The 18,765-nt window shown below is 61.0% G+C and carries 17 protein-coding genes; 7 read left to right on the forward strand and 10 right to left on the reverse strand.

What is annotated here, in order from left to right; translation table 11 throughout:
• The first annotated feature begins 14 nt into the window (after positions 1–14).
• On the forward strand, positions 15–1,016 hold the full coding sequence (gene lipA, locus HDC32_RS28105) for a lipoyl synthase (RefSeq protein ID WP_057444888.1): 1,002 nt from the start codon (positions 15–17) through the stop codon (positions 1,014–1,016).
• A gap of 139 nt (positions 1,017–1,155) precedes the next feature.
• Positions 1,156–2,076 (forward strand): LD-carboxypeptidase, encoded by a 921-nt coding sequence (locus HDC32_RS28110; RefSeq protein ID WP_184746297.1) that lies wholly within the window; start codon positions 1,156–1,158, stop codon positions 2,074–2,076.
• A gap of 68 nt (positions 2,077–2,144) precedes the next feature.
• On the opposite strand, the gene HDC32_RS28115 is transcribed toward HDC32_RS28110, so the two are convergent.
• The 5 genes from HDC32_RS28115 to leuS form a co-directional block, all read right to left on the reverse strand.
• Positions 2,145–3,470 (reverse strand): lytic murein transglycosylase, encoded by a 1,326-nt coding sequence (locus HDC32_RS28115; RefSeq protein WP_184746299.1) that lies wholly within the window; start codon positions 3,468–3,470, stop codon positions 2,145–2,147.
• Positions 3,471–3,531: 61 nt separating this feature from the next.
• Positions 3,532–3,696: an alternative ribosome rescue factor ArfA gene (arfA, locus tag HDC32_RS28120; protein ID WP_145336732.1), complete on the reverse strand. Its 165-nt coding sequence runs from the start codon at positions 3,694–3,696 to the stop codon at positions 3,532–3,534.
• Between the two features lie 209 nt (positions 3,697–3,905).
• Positions 3,906–4,943 (reverse strand): DNA polymerase III subunit delta, encoded by a 1,038-nt coding sequence (gene holA / locus HDC32_RS28125; RefSeq protein ID WP_131700100.1) that lies wholly within the window; start codon positions 4,941–4,943, stop codon positions 3,906–3,908.
• Positions 4,944–4,982: 39 nt separating this feature from the next.
• Positions 4,983–5,588: an LPS assembly lipoprotein LptE gene (gene lptE, locus HDC32_RS28130; RefSeq protein WP_131700101.1), complete on the reverse strand. Its 606-nt coding sequence runs from the start codon at positions 5,586–5,588 to the stop codon at positions 4,983–4,985.
• 88 nt (positions 5,589–5,676) lie between these two features.
• The gene (gene leuS, locus HDC32_RS28135; RefSeq protein WP_184746301.1) at positions 5,677–8,283 is read right to left on the reverse strand and encodes a leucine--tRNA ligase; all 2,607 of its coding nucleotides are present in this window, start codon (positions 8,281–8,283) and stop codon (positions 5,677–5,679) included.
• A gap of 261 nt (positions 8,284–8,544) precedes the next feature.
• Between leuS and HDC32_RS28140 the strand changes: the two genes are divergently transcribed.
• Positions 8,545–8,862 (forward strand): hypothetical protein, encoded by a 318-nt coding sequence (locus tag HDC32_RS28140; protein ID WP_053138081.1) that lies wholly within the window; start codon positions 8,545–8,547, stop codon positions 8,860–8,862.
• Between the two features lie 97 nt (positions 8,863–8,959).
• On the forward strand, positions 8,960–9,721 hold the full coding sequence (locus tag HDC32_RS28145) for a YdcF family protein (RefSeq protein ID WP_184746302.1): 762 nt from the start codon (positions 8,960–8,962) through the stop codon (positions 9,719–9,721).
• A 35-nt stretch (positions 9,722–9,756) separates the two neighbouring features.
• Here the strand turns inward: HDC32_RS28145 and lnt are convergent, their stop codons facing one another.
• The 5 genes from lnt to miaB form a co-directional block, all read right to left on the reverse strand.
• Positions 9,757–11,280: an apolipoprotein N-acyltransferase gene (gene lnt / locus HDC32_RS28150; protein ID WP_131700105.1), complete on the reverse strand. Its 1,524-nt coding sequence runs from the start codon at positions 11,278–11,280 to the stop codon at positions 9,757–9,759.
• Between the two features lie 8 nt (positions 11,281–11,288).
• Positions 11,289–12,128: an HlyC/CorC family transporter gene (locus tag HDC32_RS28155; protein WP_005791724.1), complete on the reverse strand. Its 840-nt coding sequence runs from the start codon at positions 12,126–12,128 to the stop codon at positions 11,289–11,291.
• Positions 12,129–12,170: 42 nt separating this feature from the next.
• Positions 12,171–12,629, reverse strand: coding sequence for an rRNA maturation RNase YbeY (gene ybeY, locus HDC32_RS28160; protein ID WP_184746303.1), 459 nt, complete (start codon positions 12,627–12,629; stop codon positions 12,171–12,173).
• Positions 12,622–13,626, reverse strand: a complete 1,005-nt coding sequence (locus HDC32_RS28165; protein ID WP_131700106.1) for a PhoH family protein — start codon at positions 13,624–13,626, stop codon at positions 12,622–12,624. Before HDC32_RS28165 ends, ybeY begins: the two co-directional genes overlap by 8 nt.
• A 193-nt stretch (positions 13,627–13,819) precedes the next feature.
• Positions 13,820–15,148 carry a tRNA (N6-isopentenyl adenosine(37)-C2)-methylthiotransferase MiaB gene (gene miaB / locus HDC32_RS28170; RefSeq protein ID WP_053138071.1) on the reverse strand — a complete coding sequence of 443 codons (1,329 nt, stop codon included), beginning with the start codon at positions 15,146–15,148 and terminating at the stop codon, positions 13,820–13,822.
• A 131-nt stretch (positions 15,149–15,279) separates the two neighbouring features.
• Between miaB and HDC32_RS28175 the strand changes: the two genes are divergently transcribed.
• From HDC32_RS28175 to HDC32_RS28185, 3 genes are all read left to right on the forward strand, one after another.
• Positions 15,280–15,606 carry a DUF1820 family protein gene (locus HDC32_RS28175; RefSeq protein WP_003236992.1) on the forward strand — a complete coding sequence of 109 codons (327 nt, stop codon included), beginning with the start codon at positions 15,280–15,282 and terminating at the stop codon, positions 15,604–15,606.
• Between the two features lie 306 nt (positions 15,607–15,912).
• Positions 15,913–17,967 (forward strand): FAD-dependent oxidoreductase, encoded by a 2,055-nt coding sequence (locus HDC32_RS28180; RefSeq protein WP_184746304.1) that lies wholly within the window; start codon positions 15,913–15,915, stop codon positions 17,965–17,967.
• A gap of 38 nt (positions 17,968–18,005) precedes the next feature.
• On the forward strand, positions 18,006–18,764 hold the full coding sequence (locus HDC32_RS28185) for a transporter substrate-binding domain-containing protein (protein ID WP_184746305.1): 759 nt from the start codon (positions 18,006–18,008) through the stop codon (positions 18,762–18,764).
• Position 18,765 lies beyond the last annotated feature (1 nt).

Below are 18,765 nucleotides of genomic sequence, written 5' to 3' on the forward strand. Positions count from 1 at the left end.
ATGCAGTGCAAACCATGATCCCGACGCTGGACATCACCGAGCGTCCGGCCCCGGCCCCGCGTGCCAAGGTGGAAGCCGGCGTCAAGCTGCGCGGCGCCGAGAAGGTTGCACGCATCCCGGTCAAGATCATCCCGACCACCGAGTTGCCGAAAAAGCCCGACTGGATCCGCGTGCGCATCCCGGTTTCGCCGGAAGTCGACCGTATCAAGGCCTTGCTGCGCAAACACAAGCTGCACAGCGTGTGCGAAGAAGCGTCCTGCCCGAACCTGGGCGAATGCTTCTCCGGCGGCACCGCCACCTTCATGATCATGGGTGACATCTGCACCCGTCGTTGCCCGTTCTGCGACGTCGGCCATGGCCGGCCCAAGCCACTGGACGTCAACGAACCGGAAAGCCTGGCCATCGCCATCGCCGACCTGAAACTCAAATACGTGGTGATCACCTCGGTAGACCGTGACGACCTGCGCGACGGCGGTGCCCAGCACTTTGCCGACTGCATCCGCGAAATCCGCAAATTGTCGCCGAACGTGATGCTCGAGACCCTGGTGCCGGACTACCGTGGCCGTATGGACGTCGCGCTGGAAATCACCGCTGCCGAGCCGCCGGATGTGTTCAACCATAACCTGGAAACCGTGCCACGCCTGTACAAGGCCGCGCGTCCAGGTTCGGACTACCAGTGGTCGCTGACCCTGCTGCAGAAATTCAAGCAGATGATGCCGCACATCCCGACCAAATCCGGCTTGATGCTGGGCCTGGGCGAGACCGATGAAGAAGTGATCGAAGTCATGAAGCGCATGCGCGAACACGACATCGACATGCTGACCCTGGGCCAGTACCTGCAACCGTCGCGCAGCCACTTGCCGGTGCAGCGTTTTGTGCATCCGGACACCTTCGCCTGGTTCGCCGAAGAAGGTTACAAGATGGGCTTCAAGAACGTCGCCTCGGGCCCGTTGGTACGCTCTTCGTACCACGCCGACGAGCAGGCCAAGCTGGTCAAGGCTAGCCTGGTTTCCTGATAGGGGTTTAGATCCAGTGTGGGAGGGGGCTTGCCCCCGATTGCGGTATGTCAGTCGCTACATGTGCTGGCTGATCCACCGCTATCGGGGGCAAGCCCCCTCCCACATTTCGTTCTGCGTTAGTTAGGGAGAGTTGTGTATGACTGCAGCCGTTCCAGCCCTTCGTTCTGAAGGCACCATCGCCCTGATCGCCCCCGCCGGCCCCGCCGTGCTGGACGTTGAAAAGGCCGGCCAATGGATGCGTACGCGCGGCTACGATCTGCGAATTTTCCCCGGAGTCTATGAACGCGACGGCTACCTCGCCGGCAGCGATGCAGTGCGCCTGCGTGACCTGCACGCGGCTTTTGCCGATCCGCACATCGACGCTATCTTCTGTCTGCGCGGTGGTTACGGCACACCACGGCTGCTCGACGCGCTGGATTTCGACCTGCTGCGTGCCAATCCCAAGCCGTTCGTCGGCTATAGCGACATCACCGCCCTGCACCTGGCAATCAACCGTTACGCCGGTTTCGTGACCTTCCACGGGCCGATGCTCAATGCCGACCTGCTCGGCGGCAAACAACAACCTACCGAGTCATCATTGTTCGGCCTTTTGCGCGGCCAGCTGGGCGCCGGCAGTGTGCTGGCGCACCCAGTGGCGTACCCGCTGACCACGATTGAGCCTGGCATTGCCTGTGGGCGCTTGCTGGGGGGTAACCTGTCGATGATTGCGGCGGTCATGGGGACGCCTTACGAAATCGACGCTGAAGGCATCATCCTGTTTATTGAAGACGTCAACGAGCCGATCTACCGCATTGACCGTCTGCTGACCCACTTGCGTCTGGCGGGCAAGTTGGCGCAGGTCGCGGGTGTGCTGGCAGGGGATGTGGCGGGTGTGGATAACGTTGCGCTGGAGCGCCTGCTGAAGCAGACGTTCGAGCCGTTGCACATACCGGTACTGGCCGGCTGGCGCAGCGGGCATTGCGATCCGAACCTGACGCTGCCGATGGGCGCATTGGTACGGTTGGATGCGGGGGAGCAGCGGGTGGTGTTGGAGCAGGATGTGGTGCTCAGGTCCTGAGTCTGTTGGCGTTTGAGACACCGCAATCGGGGGCAAGCACCCGATTGCGGTAGTCGCCATACGCGGATCTATCGGTTTTGCAGCGACTCCAGCAATTTCACCGTCGGATACCCATCCGCCGGCCAGCCCAGCGCCTGCTGCGCCGCCCGAATCGCCTTGCGCGTGTTTGCGCCAATAATCCCATCCGGGTTGCCGGCGTCGTAGCCATTGGCGCTCAGCGCCGTCTGCAGGTCAATGCGCTGGGAACGGCTCAGTGGCAGTTCATCCTTCGGCCAATCGCCACGAATCACACCGCCGCCGCCAAAGCGCTCCGACAACAGACCCACTGCCAGTGCATAGGACGACGAGTTGTTGTACTTGAGGATCGCGCGGAAGTTATCCAGCACCAGGAACGCCGGGCCACGGTAGCCTGCCGGTAGCAGCAGGGCGGCGGACAGTTGGTCGACGTTCGGCGGCATGCTCGCGCCCGGTGGCATCTGAATGCCCAGTTTCATCCAATCGGCAATGCTCTTGCGCACGCCGCCGTCAGCCAGGGTGTAGTCGAAGTTCGCCGGCAATTGCTTGACTTCAAAGCCCCACGGCTGGCCTTTCTGCCAACCGGAGCTTTGCAGGTAGTGCGCGGTGGACGCGAGGGCGTCGGCCGGGCTGTTCCAGATGTCGCGGCGACCGTCGCCATCGAAGTCCACCGCGTGGGTGTTGTAAGTGGTCGGAATGAACTGGGTCTGGCCCATGGCCCCGGCCCAGGAGCCCTTCATCTGGTCGTCGGCGATGTCGCCGTGCTGGATGATCTGCAACGCCGCGAGCAATTGCGCCTGGGCAAAGGCCGGGCGGCGGCCTTCATAGGCCAGGGTCGCCAGGGAGCGGATCACCGAGTTGTTGCCCTGGAACTGGCCGAAGTTACTCTCCATGCCCCACACCGAGACCAGCGCCTGGCGGTCGACACCATAACGCTGCTCGATGCTTTGCAGGATGTCGGCGTACTTGACCAGCAACGCCTGGCCATTACGTACGCGCAGCGGCGACAGGGCGCCGTCGAGGTATTCCCACACCGGTCGGGAAAACTCCGGCTGGCTGCGGTCGGCGCGGATCACCGCCATATCGGGGGTGACATTGGCGAATGCAGTGTCGAAAACGTCGGCCGTGATGCCGGCCTGCAGGGCTTGCGCGCGAAAGCCAGCCTGCCATTCAGCAAAGGTCTGGGTCGGTTGGATGTCGAGATTGTCCACGGCCAGGGGGGCCACGACGGCAGGTGCTACCACGGGTGCGGTCTGGAGCTTCGGCAAGGGTTGGGCATCGGCGGCGGTGGGTTTTTCCGCGCAGGCGACAAGCAGAATGAGGCTGGAGGCAGCGATCAATTGGCGAAGGTGCCAACGACGGGAAAGACAAGAGGGCATGCACAGGTCCAGGAATTACAAATCAGGCACAGACCTTATCATGCCAGAGGGGCGCTTGCCTTCAGGCAGCCAGAAAGTAAGAAGCCTCCCAGCTATTAGACTGGAAGGCTTCGCGGCGGTAGCTGCCTTTGCCCTTGCCGGCGCGTTCCTGACGGCTGCGGAACAGTGGCTGGGCGATGGTGGATTTGGCCTTGTTGGGGCCATGCTTGGATGGCTTTTTGCTCATGGTCGATGCTCTTGATGGGGGGGATGCGGCGCAAATAATCTGCCGAAGTCAGGCCGCTGTAAAGCCCATGAATTGTAAACGCAATCAAAAGTGTGGAAGGGGGCTTGCCCCCGATGATGGTGTTTCAGTCAATACATGTGTCGACTTCAGCGCCGCCATCGGGAGCAAGCCCCCTCCCACATTGGTTCTGTGGTGTGTGGAAACTAGGGTTATTCCGCTGGTAATGTCAGGCGCTGACCGGCCATCAACAGCGACAAACGGCTGAGGCTCATCCACGGTGAACCCGCCGCCTGGCCCTTGATCTGTGCATCAATGCGCTGCGCCTCCAGCAACAGCTGCGCCCAGCGTTGCGCCGAGTGCCGTTGCAGGGCTTTGCTCATAAGGGGTTTGCGCTTGTCCCACACCGGTGGCCGAGCCTGGCTGAAGCACTTGTCCAGCGGCGTGCCCTGGCTGTATTGCAGGGCAATATTGGCCAATACCCGTAGCTCCCGGGCCAGGGCCCAGAGAATCACCGGTGGCTCCACCCCTTCGCCGCGCAGGCCTTCGAGCATGCGCAGGGCATGGGCGGGCTCGCCGTTGAGGATCGCATCCACCAGCCCGAACACGTCAAAACGTGCACTGTCTGCTACTGCGCCTTGGACGGTCTCGACGGTAATCTGCCCGTCTTCGGCCATCAGCTTGAGCTTTTCGATCTCCTGGGCGGCGGCAAGCAAGTTGCCTTCGACCCGCGCGGCGATCAGCTCCACTGCATCCTGTGTCGCGGACAGCCCCGCCTGGGACAGGCGCTGGCGAATCCATTGCGGCAACTGATTGCTGTCCACTGGCCAGATCTGGATGAACTGGGTCTGCGCCCCCTCCACCAGGGCCTTGCCCCACTTGGTCTTCTGCGCGCTGCCGTCGAGCTTGGGCAAGCTGATCAGCAACACCGTGTCTTCGGCGGGCCGCGAGCAGTATTCCATCAGTGCCGCCGCGCCCTTATCGCCGGGCTTGCCCGAAGGCAGGCGCAGCTCCAGCAGGCGTTTTTCGGCGAACAGCGACATGCTTGCACCGGCTTGCAGCAGCGTGCCCCAGTCGAAACTGGCGTCGGCGCTGAATACCTGGCGTTCATCGAAGCCCTGCTGGCGTGCGGCGGTACGGATGGCGTCGGCGGCTTCCTGGCACAGCAGCGGGTCATCACCGCTGACGATGTAGACAGGCGCGAGGCCACCTTGCAGGTGTTTGGCGAGTTGGGCGGGGGCGAGTTTCATAGGCAGGGTGAACGGGGCGCCTGGGGCGCCCCGTCTGGCTTACTCGACAGGTACTTCAACAGGCGATTGTTTCGGCGTGTTGTCTTCGTACTCTTTCGCTGCTTTCAGCGCGTCGGCATCGGCCTTGGCCTTGTCGTCAGCGCGTTGCTGCAAGGTTTCGAGTTGTTGCGGAGTCAGCAGCGACAGGCGCAGGACCATGCGTTGCACCAGCTCGCGACGCATCTCCTTGCGCACCTGGATGATTTCGGAGTCCGAACCCACCAGGTTGTTACCATCGTGGCTGACAATCTTCTGCACCTGAATGTCGTCGTTCATCAAGGGCAGGCGATCGCGGCCCTGGACTTCAAAACTGAGCACGGTGCTCAGTTCTATATCGGACGCGCGCCCGGCGCTGGCGTAGCTCAGGTTGCGCTGGGTTTCTTTCTCGTTAGCCAGGAACAGCTTGTAGGTCGCGCCGGTGTAGACGTGCACGCCGCTGTTTTCAAGGACCTGGCGCAGCTGGGTCACTGTTTCGCTGTAGGCGTCGCGAGCGCTGACGTCCAGTTCCTTGATCGTCAGGTCATTGGTGCCGGTGCCGCGCAGCTGGAAGCCGCAAGCGCTCAGCAGTACGGCAAGGCCCATAACCAGCAGATTGCGTTTGATCATTTTGTTGCTCCCCTTGAAACCATGTGGGCCTTATCGAGGCCCTGAAGGCTTTGTTCGGCGCAGGGCTTGAGCCCCACGCCCGATCCGATTAGCTAGCGACGATATTGACCAGTTTGCCAGGCACCACGATCACTTTGCGGATCGTCAGGCCTTCGGTAAAACGCAGCACGTTCTCGTTGACCCGTGCGGCCGCTTCGACTTCTTCACGGCTGGCACTGGCCGGCATGTCGATCTGGCCGCGCAGTTTACCGTTGACCTGGATGACCAGTTGCAGCGTGTCCTGTACCAGGGCGCTGTCATCCTGCACCGGCCAGCGTGCATCGATGACCGCGTCGCTATGGCCCAGGCGGCTCCACAGTTCGTGGCTGATGTGCGGCGTGATCGGCGCCAGCAGCAGGGTGACCGTTTCCAGGCCTTCCTGCACCAGTGCGCGATCCTGTTCGGTCGCTTGCGGGGCTTTTTCCAGCACGTTCATCAGCGTCATCACCTGGGCGATGGCGGTGTTGAACTTGTGGTTCTGGCCCACGTCCTGGCTGGCTTGCTTGATGGCCAGGTGAGTGCTGCGGCGAATGAGTTTCTGCTCGTCGCTCAACGACGCTACGTCGAGCTTGGCCGGCAGGCCCTGGCTGACATGGGCGTGCGCCAGGCGCCAGACGCGCTTGAGGAAACGGTGCGAACCTTCGACGCCGGAGTCGGACCATTCGGCGCTCATGTCAGGCGGCGAAGCGAACATCATGAACAGGCGGCAGGTATCGGCGCCGAACTGATCAATCATTGACTGAGGGTCGACGCCGTTGTTCTTCGACTTGGCCATCTTCTCGGTGCCGCCGATTTCCACCGGCAGGCCGTCAGCGATCAGTTTGGCGCTGATGACCTTGGCTTTACTGTCGCGCTCAAGCTCGACGTCCGCTGGGTTGAACCAGGTGTAGGCGCCATTGGCTTCGCGACGATAGTAGGTCTCGGCGATCACCATGCCCTGGGTCAGCAGGTTCTTGAACGGTTCGTTGGAGCTCACCAGGCCTTCGTCGCGCATCAGCTTGTGGAAGAAGCGCGCGTACAGCAGGTGCAGAATGGCGTGTTCGATACCACCGATGTACTGGTCTACCGGCAACCAGTGGTCGGCTGCAGATTTTTCCACCAGGCCGCCTTCGTAATGAGGCGACGCGTAGCGAGCGTAGTACCACGAGGACTCGACGAAGGTGTCCATGGTGTCGGTTTCACGCTTGGCCGGCTGGCCGCATTTCGGGCAGTTGCACTCGTAGAACTCAGGCATGCGTGCCAATGGCGAACCGGCGCCGTCCGGCACCACGTCTTCCGGCAGGACGACCGGCAGTTGGTCTTCCGGCACCGGCACGTCACCGCAGGTTTCGCAGTGGATGATCGGGATCGGGCAGCCCCAGTAGCGCTGGCGGCTGATGCCCCAGTCGCGCAGGCGGAACTGGGTGCGCGAGGCACCGAGGTTCTTCTTGATCAGTGCAACTTCGATGGCGTCGAAGGCACCGGCGAAGTCCAGGCCGTCGAACTCACCGGAGTTGATCAGCGTACCGTGCTCGCCGTAGGCGTCCTGCCACGGCGCCGGGTTGGTGTCGCCCGAACTGGTGCGCACCACCGATTTGATCGGCAGGTTGTACTTGGTGGCGAATTCGAAATCGCGCTCGTCGTGGGCCGGCACAGCCATTACTGCGCCATCACCGTAGTGCATCAACACGTAGTTGGCGACCCATACCGGCAACTTCTCGCCGGTCAGCGGGTGCTCGACGAACAGGCCGGTCGGCAGGCCTTTTTTCTCCTGGGTGGCGACGTCGGCTTCAGCCACGCTGCCGCCTTTGCATTCGGCGATGAACGCCTGCAGCTCGGGGTTGTTCTGTGCGGCCTGGGTGGCCAGCGGGTGCTCGGCGGCCACGGCGACGTAGGTCGCGCCCATCAGGGTGTCGGGACGGGTGGTGAAGACTTTGAGTGCGCCCGCTTCGCCGATGGAGTCGACGTTGTACGGGAATTGCACTTCCATGCCCTTGGACTTGCCGATCCAGTTGCGCTGCATGGTCTTGACCTGTTCAGGCCAGCCCGGCAAATCGTCGAGGCTCGACAAGAGTTCATCCGCGTAGGCGGTGATCTTGAAGTAGTACATCGGGATTTCGCGCTTTTCGATCAGCGCGCCGGAGCGCCAGCCGCGACCGTCGATCACCTGTTCGTTGGCCAGGACGGTCTGGTCGACAGGGTCCCAGTTCACGGTGCCGCTTTTTTTGTAGATCACGCCTTTTTCGAACAGGCGGGTGAACAGCCATTGTTCCCAGCGGTAGTAGTCCGGCTTGCAGGTGGTGACTTCGCGGGACCAGTCCACCGCCAGGCCCAGGCTGCGCAGCTGGGTCTTCATGTAGGCGATGTTTTCGTAGGTCCACTTGGCGGGGGCCACGTTGTTTTTCATCGCGGCGTTTTCCGCCGGCATGCCGAAGGCGTCCCAACCCATGGGCTGCAGGACGTTCTTGCCTTGCATGCGCTGGTAGCGGGAGATCACGTCGCCGATGGTGTAGTTACGCACATGCCCCATGTGTAGCTTGCCGCTGGGGTAAGGGAACATCGATAGGCAATAGAAAGTCTCCTTGCCTGGCTGTTCACTGACTTCAAAGGACTTTTGCTCGTCCCAGAAGGTTTGGGCGGCATTTTCTATTTCACGGGGCTGATATTGTTCGTGCATGGCTACTTTTGAACTGAATAGGGGTGGCCTAATCCTCTTCGGTGCAACGTTCAGGTTGTTCGACACCAAAAAGCGGCGCGTCCGTGCCCAAACCCTGCGGGAAGTGGAGTTACAGGAAGCGCCGTAGCATACATGACCCCACTCTATCGAGGGAAACCCTGATTGCGCGGCGAGGGCCGTCTGTCGCGGCGCCGGGCAGGCGCAGCCACGGGGACTACGCTGTTTATTGGGGAGCAAGTCTTTCTTCAATGAGGTGAGGGGATGGTCGAATCGCAGCGAATCGCAACGAAACCGGAAATCTACGAAGGACTGATCGACCGATTGGGTCGTGCATTGGATGCAGCGAGGACCGCGGGCCGATTGCGTGATGAACGGCCCGTCGAGTTGGAACTGCGCGGTTTGAGCCGTGCGGAGCTGGAACTGATCAAAGCTTACCTGGAACGTAACAAGCGCAGTGCGCCTCCTTGGGTGGCAACCCCGCCAGCCAAAGAGCCTACGCACTCAGCCAAGGTGGTGTGGCTCAAGGACTTGTCGGCCGGTCGTGGCCCGGAAAGGCTCCGGTCCGCCCGCTTCAAGTAGTTCACTCGCCTGAATCACGTCATCGTGCCATGTCACTGTAAAGATTGTCGCTGAACCCCGTTACACCTTAGGCTTCGGGCATCTTTGGAGATGCCCGATGCCTATTCGTTATTTCATCAAACAACTGCTCCTGCCACCCGGCATCCTCTTGCTGCTGCTGGCTCTTGCCTGGTGGTTTCGTCGCAGTCGCCCACGTTTGGCCGGCTGTTGCTTTGCCCTGGGGTTTGGCGGCATGTGGTTGATCAGCATGCCGGTGACGGTGGAGTGGGGCGCGCGTGCCCTGGAGGCCGAACCGCCGTTGGCCCGTGAAGACTGGTCGACCCTGGCCCAGCGCGCCGACGCCATTGTGGTGTTGGGCTCGGGACGCGAGCGCGGCGACCCGGCATGGGGTTCTGATCAGCCGACCGGTATCGGCCTGGAGCGCCAACGGTATGCCGCGCGATTGGCCAAGGCCTCCGGGCTGCCGGTGTTGACGACCGGCGGCCTGCATTACGGCAGGCCGCCCAGCGAGGCGCAATTGATGGCGGTGTCGATGCAGGATGACTTCGGCGTTGCTGTGCGCTGGAGGGAAGAGCGCAGCCGAACCACCTGGGAAAACGCGCAGATGAGTGCCGAGATTCTATTGCCTGAGGGCATCAAGCGTGTGGTGGTCGTGACCCAGGCCTGGCACATGCCGCGTTCGGTGTGGAGTTTTGAACAGGCCGGCTTCACCGTGGTGCCGGCGCCGGTGGGGTTCCTGGGCGTGGACAACGCCCGGCCGCTGGGCGGCTGGCTGCCGGAGTTCAAGTCGGTGTGGCAGAGCGGGCAATTGATCAACGAGGCGGTGGGGCAGGTGGGGTATCGGTTGTTCTATCGATAACACCGCCCCCTCCCACATTGGTTGTGCATTGTCTGTTAGACGGTTTTTGACATCCGGCCTGCCAGCAACGCCCAACCAAACAACCCCAGGCACACGATGATCAGCGGCCACGAGCGCCATTGCAGGTACGGCGTCAGGTTGTGCATTGGCACCACTTCGCCGTAGAGAATGCCGCGTTCGAACTGCGGGATCTGCACGGTGATCTGCCCAAACGGGTTGATCAACCCGGTCACGCCATTATTGGTGGCGCGGATCATCCAACGGCCAGCCTCCAGTGCACGCATCTGCGCCATTTGCAGGTGCTGCAAGGGGCCGATGGAGCGGCCGAACCAGGTGTCATTGCTGATGGTCAGCAGCAGGTCGCTCTGGGCTGAAAGGCCGGCTGCGAATTCCGGGTACACCACTTCGTAGCAAATGAACGGCGCAATCTGATAGCCCTTGGCTTGCAGCATCGGCTGGTCGGCAGGGCCGCGGGCGAAGTCCGACATGGGCAGGTCGAAGAAGGCAATCAGGCCGCGCAACATATCCTGCAGCGGCACGTACTCGCCAAACGGCACCAGCTTCTGCTTGAGGTAGGTGCCGTCACCTTCACCCACCACGGTGATGCCGTTGAAGTAGCGCTTCTGGTGATGCACTTCCTGGCGTATCGGCACGCCGGTGATCAACGCGGTGTGCCGGTCGGCCGCAAACTTGCCCATCATCCCCAGGTAGCCCTCGACGGACTCCTTGAGCACCGGCACCGCCGTTTCCGGCCACACCAACAGGTCGACCGGCTTGGAGCTGAAGCTCATGTCGCGGTACAGCGCGAGCTGCGCATTGAGCTGCTCAGGGTCCCACTTCATGCTTTGTTCGACGTTGCCCTGGATCGCAGCGACGGTCAGCGGCGCGCCGGAAGGCGTGGTCCAGGCATGATGCTTGAGCGCCAGGCCGATGGCCCAGGGCGCTACCAGCAACACCAGGCCAGCGCCGATAAATGCATTGCGCTTGGCCGCCAGCAGGCGCGGCAGGTTGCACAACAGGGCCGCCGTCAGTGCCAGGGCAAACGAAATCAGCCACATGCCGCCCACTGGCGCCAGGCCGGTGAGTGGGCCGTCGAGCTGGCTGTAACCGGAGTACAGCCACGGGAATCCGGTGAGGAACCAGCCGCGAAAGGCTTCCTGGCCGACCCACAATGCGGCAAACGTGAGCGCATCTGCCAACGGTGCTTCATTGCGACGCAACCAGCGCGCCCATAGCCAGGCGGGCAGGGCGAAGAACCAGGCAATGGCGGCGGTGAACAACAGCATCAGGAACCCCGCCAGCAGCACCGAAGCGCCGCCGAAGTGGTGGATGCTGTAATAGATCCAGCTGGTACCGGCGCCAAACAGCCCGAAACCGAAGCACCAACCACGGCCCAAGGCCTGACGCGGCGTCAGTTCCCGCAGTCCGATATAGAACAATCCGACCGCGACCAGTGCAAATGGCCACAGGTCGAACGGCGCCAGCGCCAGGGTGGTGATGGCGCCGGCCACCACGGCCAGCAAATTACCGGGCCAGCCGGGGCGGGTCAGACGGCGCATATCAATCCTTAGCGGGCAATAGGTGTCAGGCGAATCAAGTGGATGCGGCGGCTGTCGGCATTCAGGATGCGGAAGCGATAGGCGCCGATCTCGGTGGTTTCGTTACGCTTGGGCAGATGCCCGAACGCACTCATCACCAGGCCACCGACGGTGTCGAACTCATCGTCGGAGAATTCGCTGTCGAAGAACTCGTTGAAGTTCTCGATCGGCGTCAGCGCCTTGACCAGGAAGTCACCACTGGGCAGTGGCTTGATGTAGCTGTCTTCTTCGACGTCGTGCTCATCTTCGATGTCGCCGACGATCTGTTCCAGCACGTCTTCGATGGTCACCAGGCCCGCCACGCCGCCGTATTCGTCGATCACAATGGCCATGTGATTGTGGTTGGCGCGAAATTCGCGCAGCAGCACATTCAGGCGCTTGGACTCGGGCACGAAGGTGGCCGGACGCAGCAGGTCCTTGATGTTGAAGCTGTCACCGTTCTCCTTGAGGATCAGCGGCAGCAGGTCCTTGGCCAGCAGGACACCCATGACGTCGTCATGGCTTTCACCGATCACCGGGTAGCGCGAGTGCGCCGAGTCGATCACGGCCGGGAGGAATTCCCGTGGGGTCTGGGTCGCCTTGATGCTGATCATCTGCGAACGCGGGACCATGATGTCCCGAACCTGCAGGTCAGCCACCTGGATGGCGCCTTCGACGATGGCCAGCGCTTCGCTGTCCAGCAACTTGTTCTGATGGGCCTCACGCAGCAGCTCCAGCAGCTCCTGGCGGTTTTTCGGCTCGTGGGCAAAAGCCTGGGTCAGTTTACCCAGCCATGACTTTTGCCCGTTGCTCGATCGGTCTTCGCTCATAGCGATTACTCTAAATCCTTTGATGTGACAGTTGAGTGTTGATCAGTTTTCGTCGTCTGCATACGGATCAGGGTGACCCAATTCTGCAAGCAACGTTCGTTCCAGCGCTTCCATTTCCTCGGCTTCTTCATCGTCCATATGGTCGTAACCCAAGAGATGCAAGCAGCCGTGGATGACTAGATGGGCCCAGTGAGCCTCGAGTTCCTTGCCTTGTTCCTTTGCTTCACGCTCGACCACCTCGACGCAGATCACCAGGTCGCCCAGCAAGGGGATGTCCAGTAACTCATCGGGTACGTCAGCGGGAAACGACAGCACGTTGGTCGCGTAGTCCTTCTGGCGCCAGGTGTGATTCAGTTCGCGACCCTCGGGCTCGTCCACCAGGCGGATGGTCAGTTCCGAGTCGGCGGTGCGCTGGCGCAGGGCCAGGGCGCACCATTGCCGGAACTGTTCTTCACTGGGGGCGGGCGCTTCGGTGGCCAGCTGCAGGTCAAGCTCAAGCATCGCGGCGAACGTCCTTGGCCGGTGCGTCATCGCGGTGGTCGAAGCGCTCATAGGCTTCGACAATGCGCTGCACCAGCGGGTGGCGGACCACGTCCTTGGGCATGAAGTGCGTGAAGCTGATACCCGGCACATCCTTGAGCACCTCGATCACCTGGGCCAGGCCGGACTTGGTGCCTTTGGGCAGGTCGACCTGGGTGACGTCACCGGTGATCACGGCGGTGGAGCCGAAACCGATCCGGGTGAGGAACATCTTCATCTGCTCGACGGTGGTGTTCTGGCTTTCGTCGAGGATGATGAAGCTGTTGTTCAAGGTGCGGCCGCGCATGTAGGCCAGCGGAGCGATCTCGATCACCTGGCGCTCGATCAGCTTGGCCACGTATTCAAAGCCGAGCATCTCGTACAGCGCGTCGTAGAGCGGGCGCAGGTACGGGTCGATCTTCTGGGCCAGGTCGCCGGGCAGGAAGCCGAGTTTTTCACCGGCCTCCACCGCTGGGCGCACCAGCAGGATACGGCGTACTTGCTCGCGCTCGAGGGCGTCGACCGCACAGGCCACGGCCAGGTAGGTCTTGCCGGTACCGGCGGGTCCGATGCCGAAGTTGATGTCGTTGCCGAGGATTTCCTTGACGTAGCGCTGCTGATTCAAGCCGCGAGGGCGAATCATGCCTTTTTTGGTACGCAAGGCAACGCTGGCTTCGGCCACCGGGTTGTTGGCCAGGTCTTCCACGGCTGACTCCTGCAGGTACAGGTGCACCGTTTCCGGCGACAGTTCACTGCCCTTGGTCTCGCGATAGAGGCGACGCAGCAGGTTTTCTGCAGACGTGGTGTGTTGGGGGTCGCCAATAAGCTCGAACTGATTGCCGCGATTGCGGATCTCGATGCTCAGGCGTTGTTCGATCAGGCGCAGGTGCTCGTCGAACTGTCCGCACAGGTTGGCGAAACGGCGAGCCTCAAAGGGCTCGAGGAGAAAACGATGGGGTTCTGCTATGGGTGCGTTCAAGGTTGCTTTTAGCCGCCCTTTGGCTGTTTAAGTGAAAGAGAGGATAACGCCAGTGACGCGGGTACGAAAGCACTTACGTCATTGGAATGTTGCACGGTTCCAATGTGGGAGGGGGCTTGCCCCCGATAGCGGTGTGCCGGCAATCAATGAGTGCTCTGATTCGCCGCCATCGAGGGCAAGCCCCCTCCCACGCTTATTGCACCAGCGACCCACGCAACGAGTGCGGTTGCGCCGCATCGATGTGCACATCGGCAAATTGGCCAATCAGGGTTGGATTATCGCAACGGAAGTTGACGATTCGATTGTTCTCGGTGCGGCCCTGCAACTCGCCAGGGTCTTTTTTCGAGTAGTCGGTGACCAGGATGCGCTGGATCGAACCGACCATTTGTCGGCTGATCTCGAAACCCTGCTGGTTAAGGCGATGTTGCAGCGCGTTCAAGCGCTCTTTTTTCAGCGCTTCCGGCGTTTCGTCCAACAGGTCCGCCGCCGGGGTGCCTGGGCGCTGGCTGTAGACGAACGAGTAGGAGAAGTCGAAACCGACGTCTTCGATCAGCTTCATGGTCTGCTGGAAGTCTTTCTCGGTTTCGCCGGGGAAGCCGACGATAAAGTCCGAGCTGATGCAGATGCCTGGCACCGCTGCGCGCAATTTGCGCAGTTTGGATTTGTATTCCAGGGCGGTGTGGTTGCGCTTCATCGCCGAGAGGATGCGGTCCGAGCCCGACTGCACCGGCAAGTGCAGGTGCTTGACCAGTTCCGGCACTTCGGCATGGGCCTGGATCAGGCTGTCGGAGAATTCCAGCGGGTGCGAGGTGGTGTAGCGAATGCGCTCGATGCCATCCACCGCAGCGACCACGCGGATCAACTCCGCCAGGTCAGCCAGGCGCCCGTCGTGGGTCAGGCCGCGATAGCCGTTGACGTTCTGGCCCAGCAGGGTCACTTCGCGCACGCCGTTTTCGGCCAGGTGGATGATTTCTGCGAGCACGTCGTCAAACGGCCGGCTGACTTCTTCACCACGGGTGTAGGGCACCACACAGAAGGTGCAGTACTTGCTGCAGCCTTCCATCACCGACACGTAGGCGCTCGGCCCGTCGATGCGCGGCTCGGGCAGGTGGTCGAATTTTTCGATTTCCGGGAACGAGACGTCGACCTGGGGCAGCTTGGTGATGCGTGCGGCGTCGATCATTTCCGGCAGGCGGTGCAGGGTCTGTGGGCCGAAGACCACGTCGACATACGGCGCACGGTCGCGGATCGCGGCGCCTTCCTGGCTGGCCACGCAACCGCCGACGGCGATCACCATGTCGGGGTTGGCCAGTTTCAATTCGCGCCAGCGGCCCAGCTGCGAGTACACACGGTCCTGGGCTCGCTCACGGATCGAGCAGGTATTGAGCAGGATCACGTCGGCATCTTCGGCGCGGGCGGTGACTTCCAGGGCCTGGTGTTCACCCAGCAGGTCGACCATGCGCGAGCTGTCGTACTCGTTCATCTGGCAACCGTGGGTTTCGATATAAAGCTTCTTGGCCATGGGAATCGTCAACTGGTGGTAAAGAACCGCGCATTATAGGGGTCATGCCCATCGGTTCCTAGCGCTGTGCATCGGGTGCCATGCTATAGTTCGCGCCCTCTTTTATATCCCCCATGTGTTCCTCACCCACCATGACCAAACGTGAAGCTCCAATCTATAAGGTGATTTTCCTCAACCAGGGCCAGGTGTTCGAAATGTACGCCAAGCAGATCTATCAAAGTGATCTGTGGGGCTTCCTGGAAGTGGAAGAGTTCGTCTTTGGCGAGCGCACGCAGCTGGTCGTCGATCCGGGCGAGGAAAAACTCAAGGCCCAGTTCGAAGGTGTGGTGCGCAGTTTTGTGCCGATGCATTCGATTGTGCGCATCGACGAAGTCGAGCGCCTGGGCACGCCGAAAATCAGCGAAGCCCGGGGCGTGAGCAATGTCATGCCGTTTCCGATGCCGATGCCTGAAAAGTGAATTTCAACTATTTTGTAGGGCGTTTCTGATTTTGCTCTCTCGTGCATAGACATTTTGTTTGAAAAATAGCAGATTTTGTTTATGCAGAGAGGGCGTCATGAATATACCAATAAGAAAGTGCCTCGACGTTTCCCCTGTTTCAGTGGCGTTTTAGTTTCGCTTGTTAATTAATGAGCCGTCAAAAAAGTTTGCTTTTGAAGCGCGTGGGCATTAGCGCACTGTTGCACTATTACGCCACGCTATTAGTTAACGCCGAGTTTCTTTTCACGCAGTCATCAACGGACTTATCTGTTCGGGAGTAGCCTTGTGCGCGATCCTCGTTATGACATTCTGTTTGAACCGGTACAAATAGGCCCGGTTCGCACCCGCAACCGTTTTTATCAAGTTCCCCACTGTAATGGCATGGGTCATGTGCATCCGTCGGCCATGGCCCGTATGCGCGGCGTAAAAGCCGAGGGAGGGTGGGGCGTGGTCTGTACCGAAGAATGTGAGATCAGCCCGCTGAGCGAGTTCTCTCCGTATATAGAGGCGCGTTTGTGGGATGAACGCGACATTCCGGCACTCGCTCGGATGTGTGAGGCGGTCCACGAGCACGGTTCACTGGCCGGCGTCGAGTTGGCGTTCAATGGTTACTCCGCGCCCAACCGCTACAGCCGTGAAATCCCCTGGGCGCCCTCCAATACGCCAGTGCGTGGTTATGACCCCGTGCAGGCGCGGGCCATGAGTCGTGCCGATATCCAGCAGTTACGCGCCATGCACCGCGCAGCCGCCCTGCGGGCGCGGGACGCGGGTTTTGACATCATTTATGTCTATGCCGGGCATGACCTGAGCGTGCCATTCCATTTCCTCACGCCGCGTAATAACCGGCGCACCGATGAGTACGGCGGCCTACTGGAAAACCGCGTGCGCCTGTTGCGCGAATTGATTGAAGACACCCGCGATGCGGTCGGTGATCGGTGCGCCGTGGCGGTGCGCCTGGCGGTGGATGAGCAGATGGCCGGCGGTCTGTGTCGCGAGGGCGAAGGTACTGAAATTTTCTCGATGCTGGCGAACTTGCCGGACCTGTGGGATGTAAATGTCGCCGATTGGGCCAACGACAGCGTCACCGCGCGCTTTGCCTCGGAAGGTTATCAAGAGGCCTTCCTGCTGGGGCTCAAGGCGTTGACTTGCAAGCCGGTAGTCGGCGTCGGGCGGTTCACCTCGCCGGACACTATGGTCTCCATGGTCCGCCGTGGCGTTCTCGACCTCATTGGCGCGGCCCGCCCTTCGATTGCCGATCCTTTCCTGCCAAAAAAGATTGAAGAGGGGCGCGCTGAAGAGATCCGTGAATGCATTGGCTGCAATGTGTGTGTCAGTGGCGATCACACCAGCACGCCTTTGCGTTGTACTCAGAATCCAACCATGGGCGAGGAGTGGCGGCGCGGCTGGCACCCCGAGTCGGTGAAGCGTACGTATGAGCCTGGGCGCGCCCTGGTGGTCGGCGCCGGCCCTGCAGGGCTTGAGTGCGCGCGGATACTGGGCGCGCGAGGGATGGACGTTGCGCTTGTAGACAGCCAGCGCACGCTGGGCGGACGCGTAGCCCTGGAGGCCCGGCTTCCGGGGCTGGCGAGTTGGGCGCGAGTCATCGACTATCGACTGGATGCCTTGAGCCGCCTGGCATCGGTCGAGATATATCGGGAAAGCCCATTGCAGGCCCAGGACATCCTCGACTTTGCTGCCGAACATGTGTTTATCGCCACCGGCTCTCGCTGGCGGCGGGACGGGCTGGGGCGCGCCCTGCGGTGCACCTTACCGGGTCTGGAATGCCTGCCCGTGCTGACGCCGGACGATCTGATGGCGGGTGTACTGCCGCCTTCACCGGTGCTGCTGTTCGACGACGATCACTATTACATGGGCAGTGTATTGGCCGAGCACTTGGTGGCGCGGGGCGTGGACGTGGTATTCGTCACCCCGGCGGCGGATGTGGCGGCGTGGACCCACAACACCCTGGAGCAGCATCGCATCCAGCGTCGGCTGCTGGAGTTGAATGTCACGATCATCCCGTCCCACACACTGGTCAGCGGTATGCCGGAAGGTGTGCTGGCCGGGTGCGTCTACACCGAGCGAACTCGCTTTATTCCAGCAGCGTCCCTGTTGTTGGTCACGTCCCGCGAACCCGAGCAGACGCTGTTTCACGCGTTGAATAACGCGCCCGAGCACCTGCGTGCGGCCGGCATCAGCACGCTGTCGTTGATCGGCGACTGCATGGCACCCGGCACGATAGCCGCTGCGGTCTATTCGGGGCATCGAATGGCACGAGAGTTCGATGCGCCTGCTGATTCTTTATTTGTACGTCGAGAAATTCCGTTGATCGAGGTGTAGCGGTTACTGCTGTTTCATTAATAACGAGGAATACAATAATGAAAAAAATAATCCTGATGTTATTTGCCCTGTTCTTTATAAACGCGCCACTCGTTGCCGACGAATATACGGTAATTCGTTTCGGTGTCGATCCCAACTATGCTCCGTTTGCCTATAAGGACCGGACGGGAACTTTGACTGGTTTCGAAGTTGATATAGGCAATGCTGTTTGCGCACATTTGAATATTCGCTGCCAGTGGGTCGAGAGCGACTTCGACGGAATGGTCCCGAGCCTGAACGCCGGCAAGATCGACGCGATCCTGGCTTCAATGACGGTCACCGAAGCACGGCAAAAGGTGATCGATTTTTCCTCAGAGGTGTTTTCCAGCCCTACTGCCATGGTATTCCGCCCCGGCACTGAGCTGGCCAAGGGTACGGCCGTGGGCTATTTGCAGGGCAGTACTCAAGAAACTTACGCCCGCCAAGTGCTCGTTAAACGGGGCATGAAGGTCGTGGCGTACGCCGATCAGGAGCAGGTCTACGCCGATCTGGTAGCGGGACGTTTGCAGGCTTCGCTGCAGGATGCCCAGCAGGCGCAAAGCGGATTTTTGCGCCTGCCCCAAGGCGCGGGGTTCGTGCTGGGGCCGTTGATTGAAAGCGAACTGATGCCCTCCCAAAGTGCTATCGGTATCGCCAAGGGCAACCACGTGTTGAAAGCCTTGCTAGACAACGGGTTGGCCGCCCTGCACGTCGATGGCACCTATGCCCGGCTGCAAGAACAGTACTTTCCGGGTGTGGATATGTTCAGCGGTCAATGAT

It is taken from the genome of Pseudomonas sp. JAI120 (assembly GCF_014207255.1).
In the GTDB taxonomy this organism is placed as follows: Bacteria; Pseudomonadota; Gammaproteobacteria; order Pseudomonadales; family Pseudomonadaceae; genus Aquipseudomonas.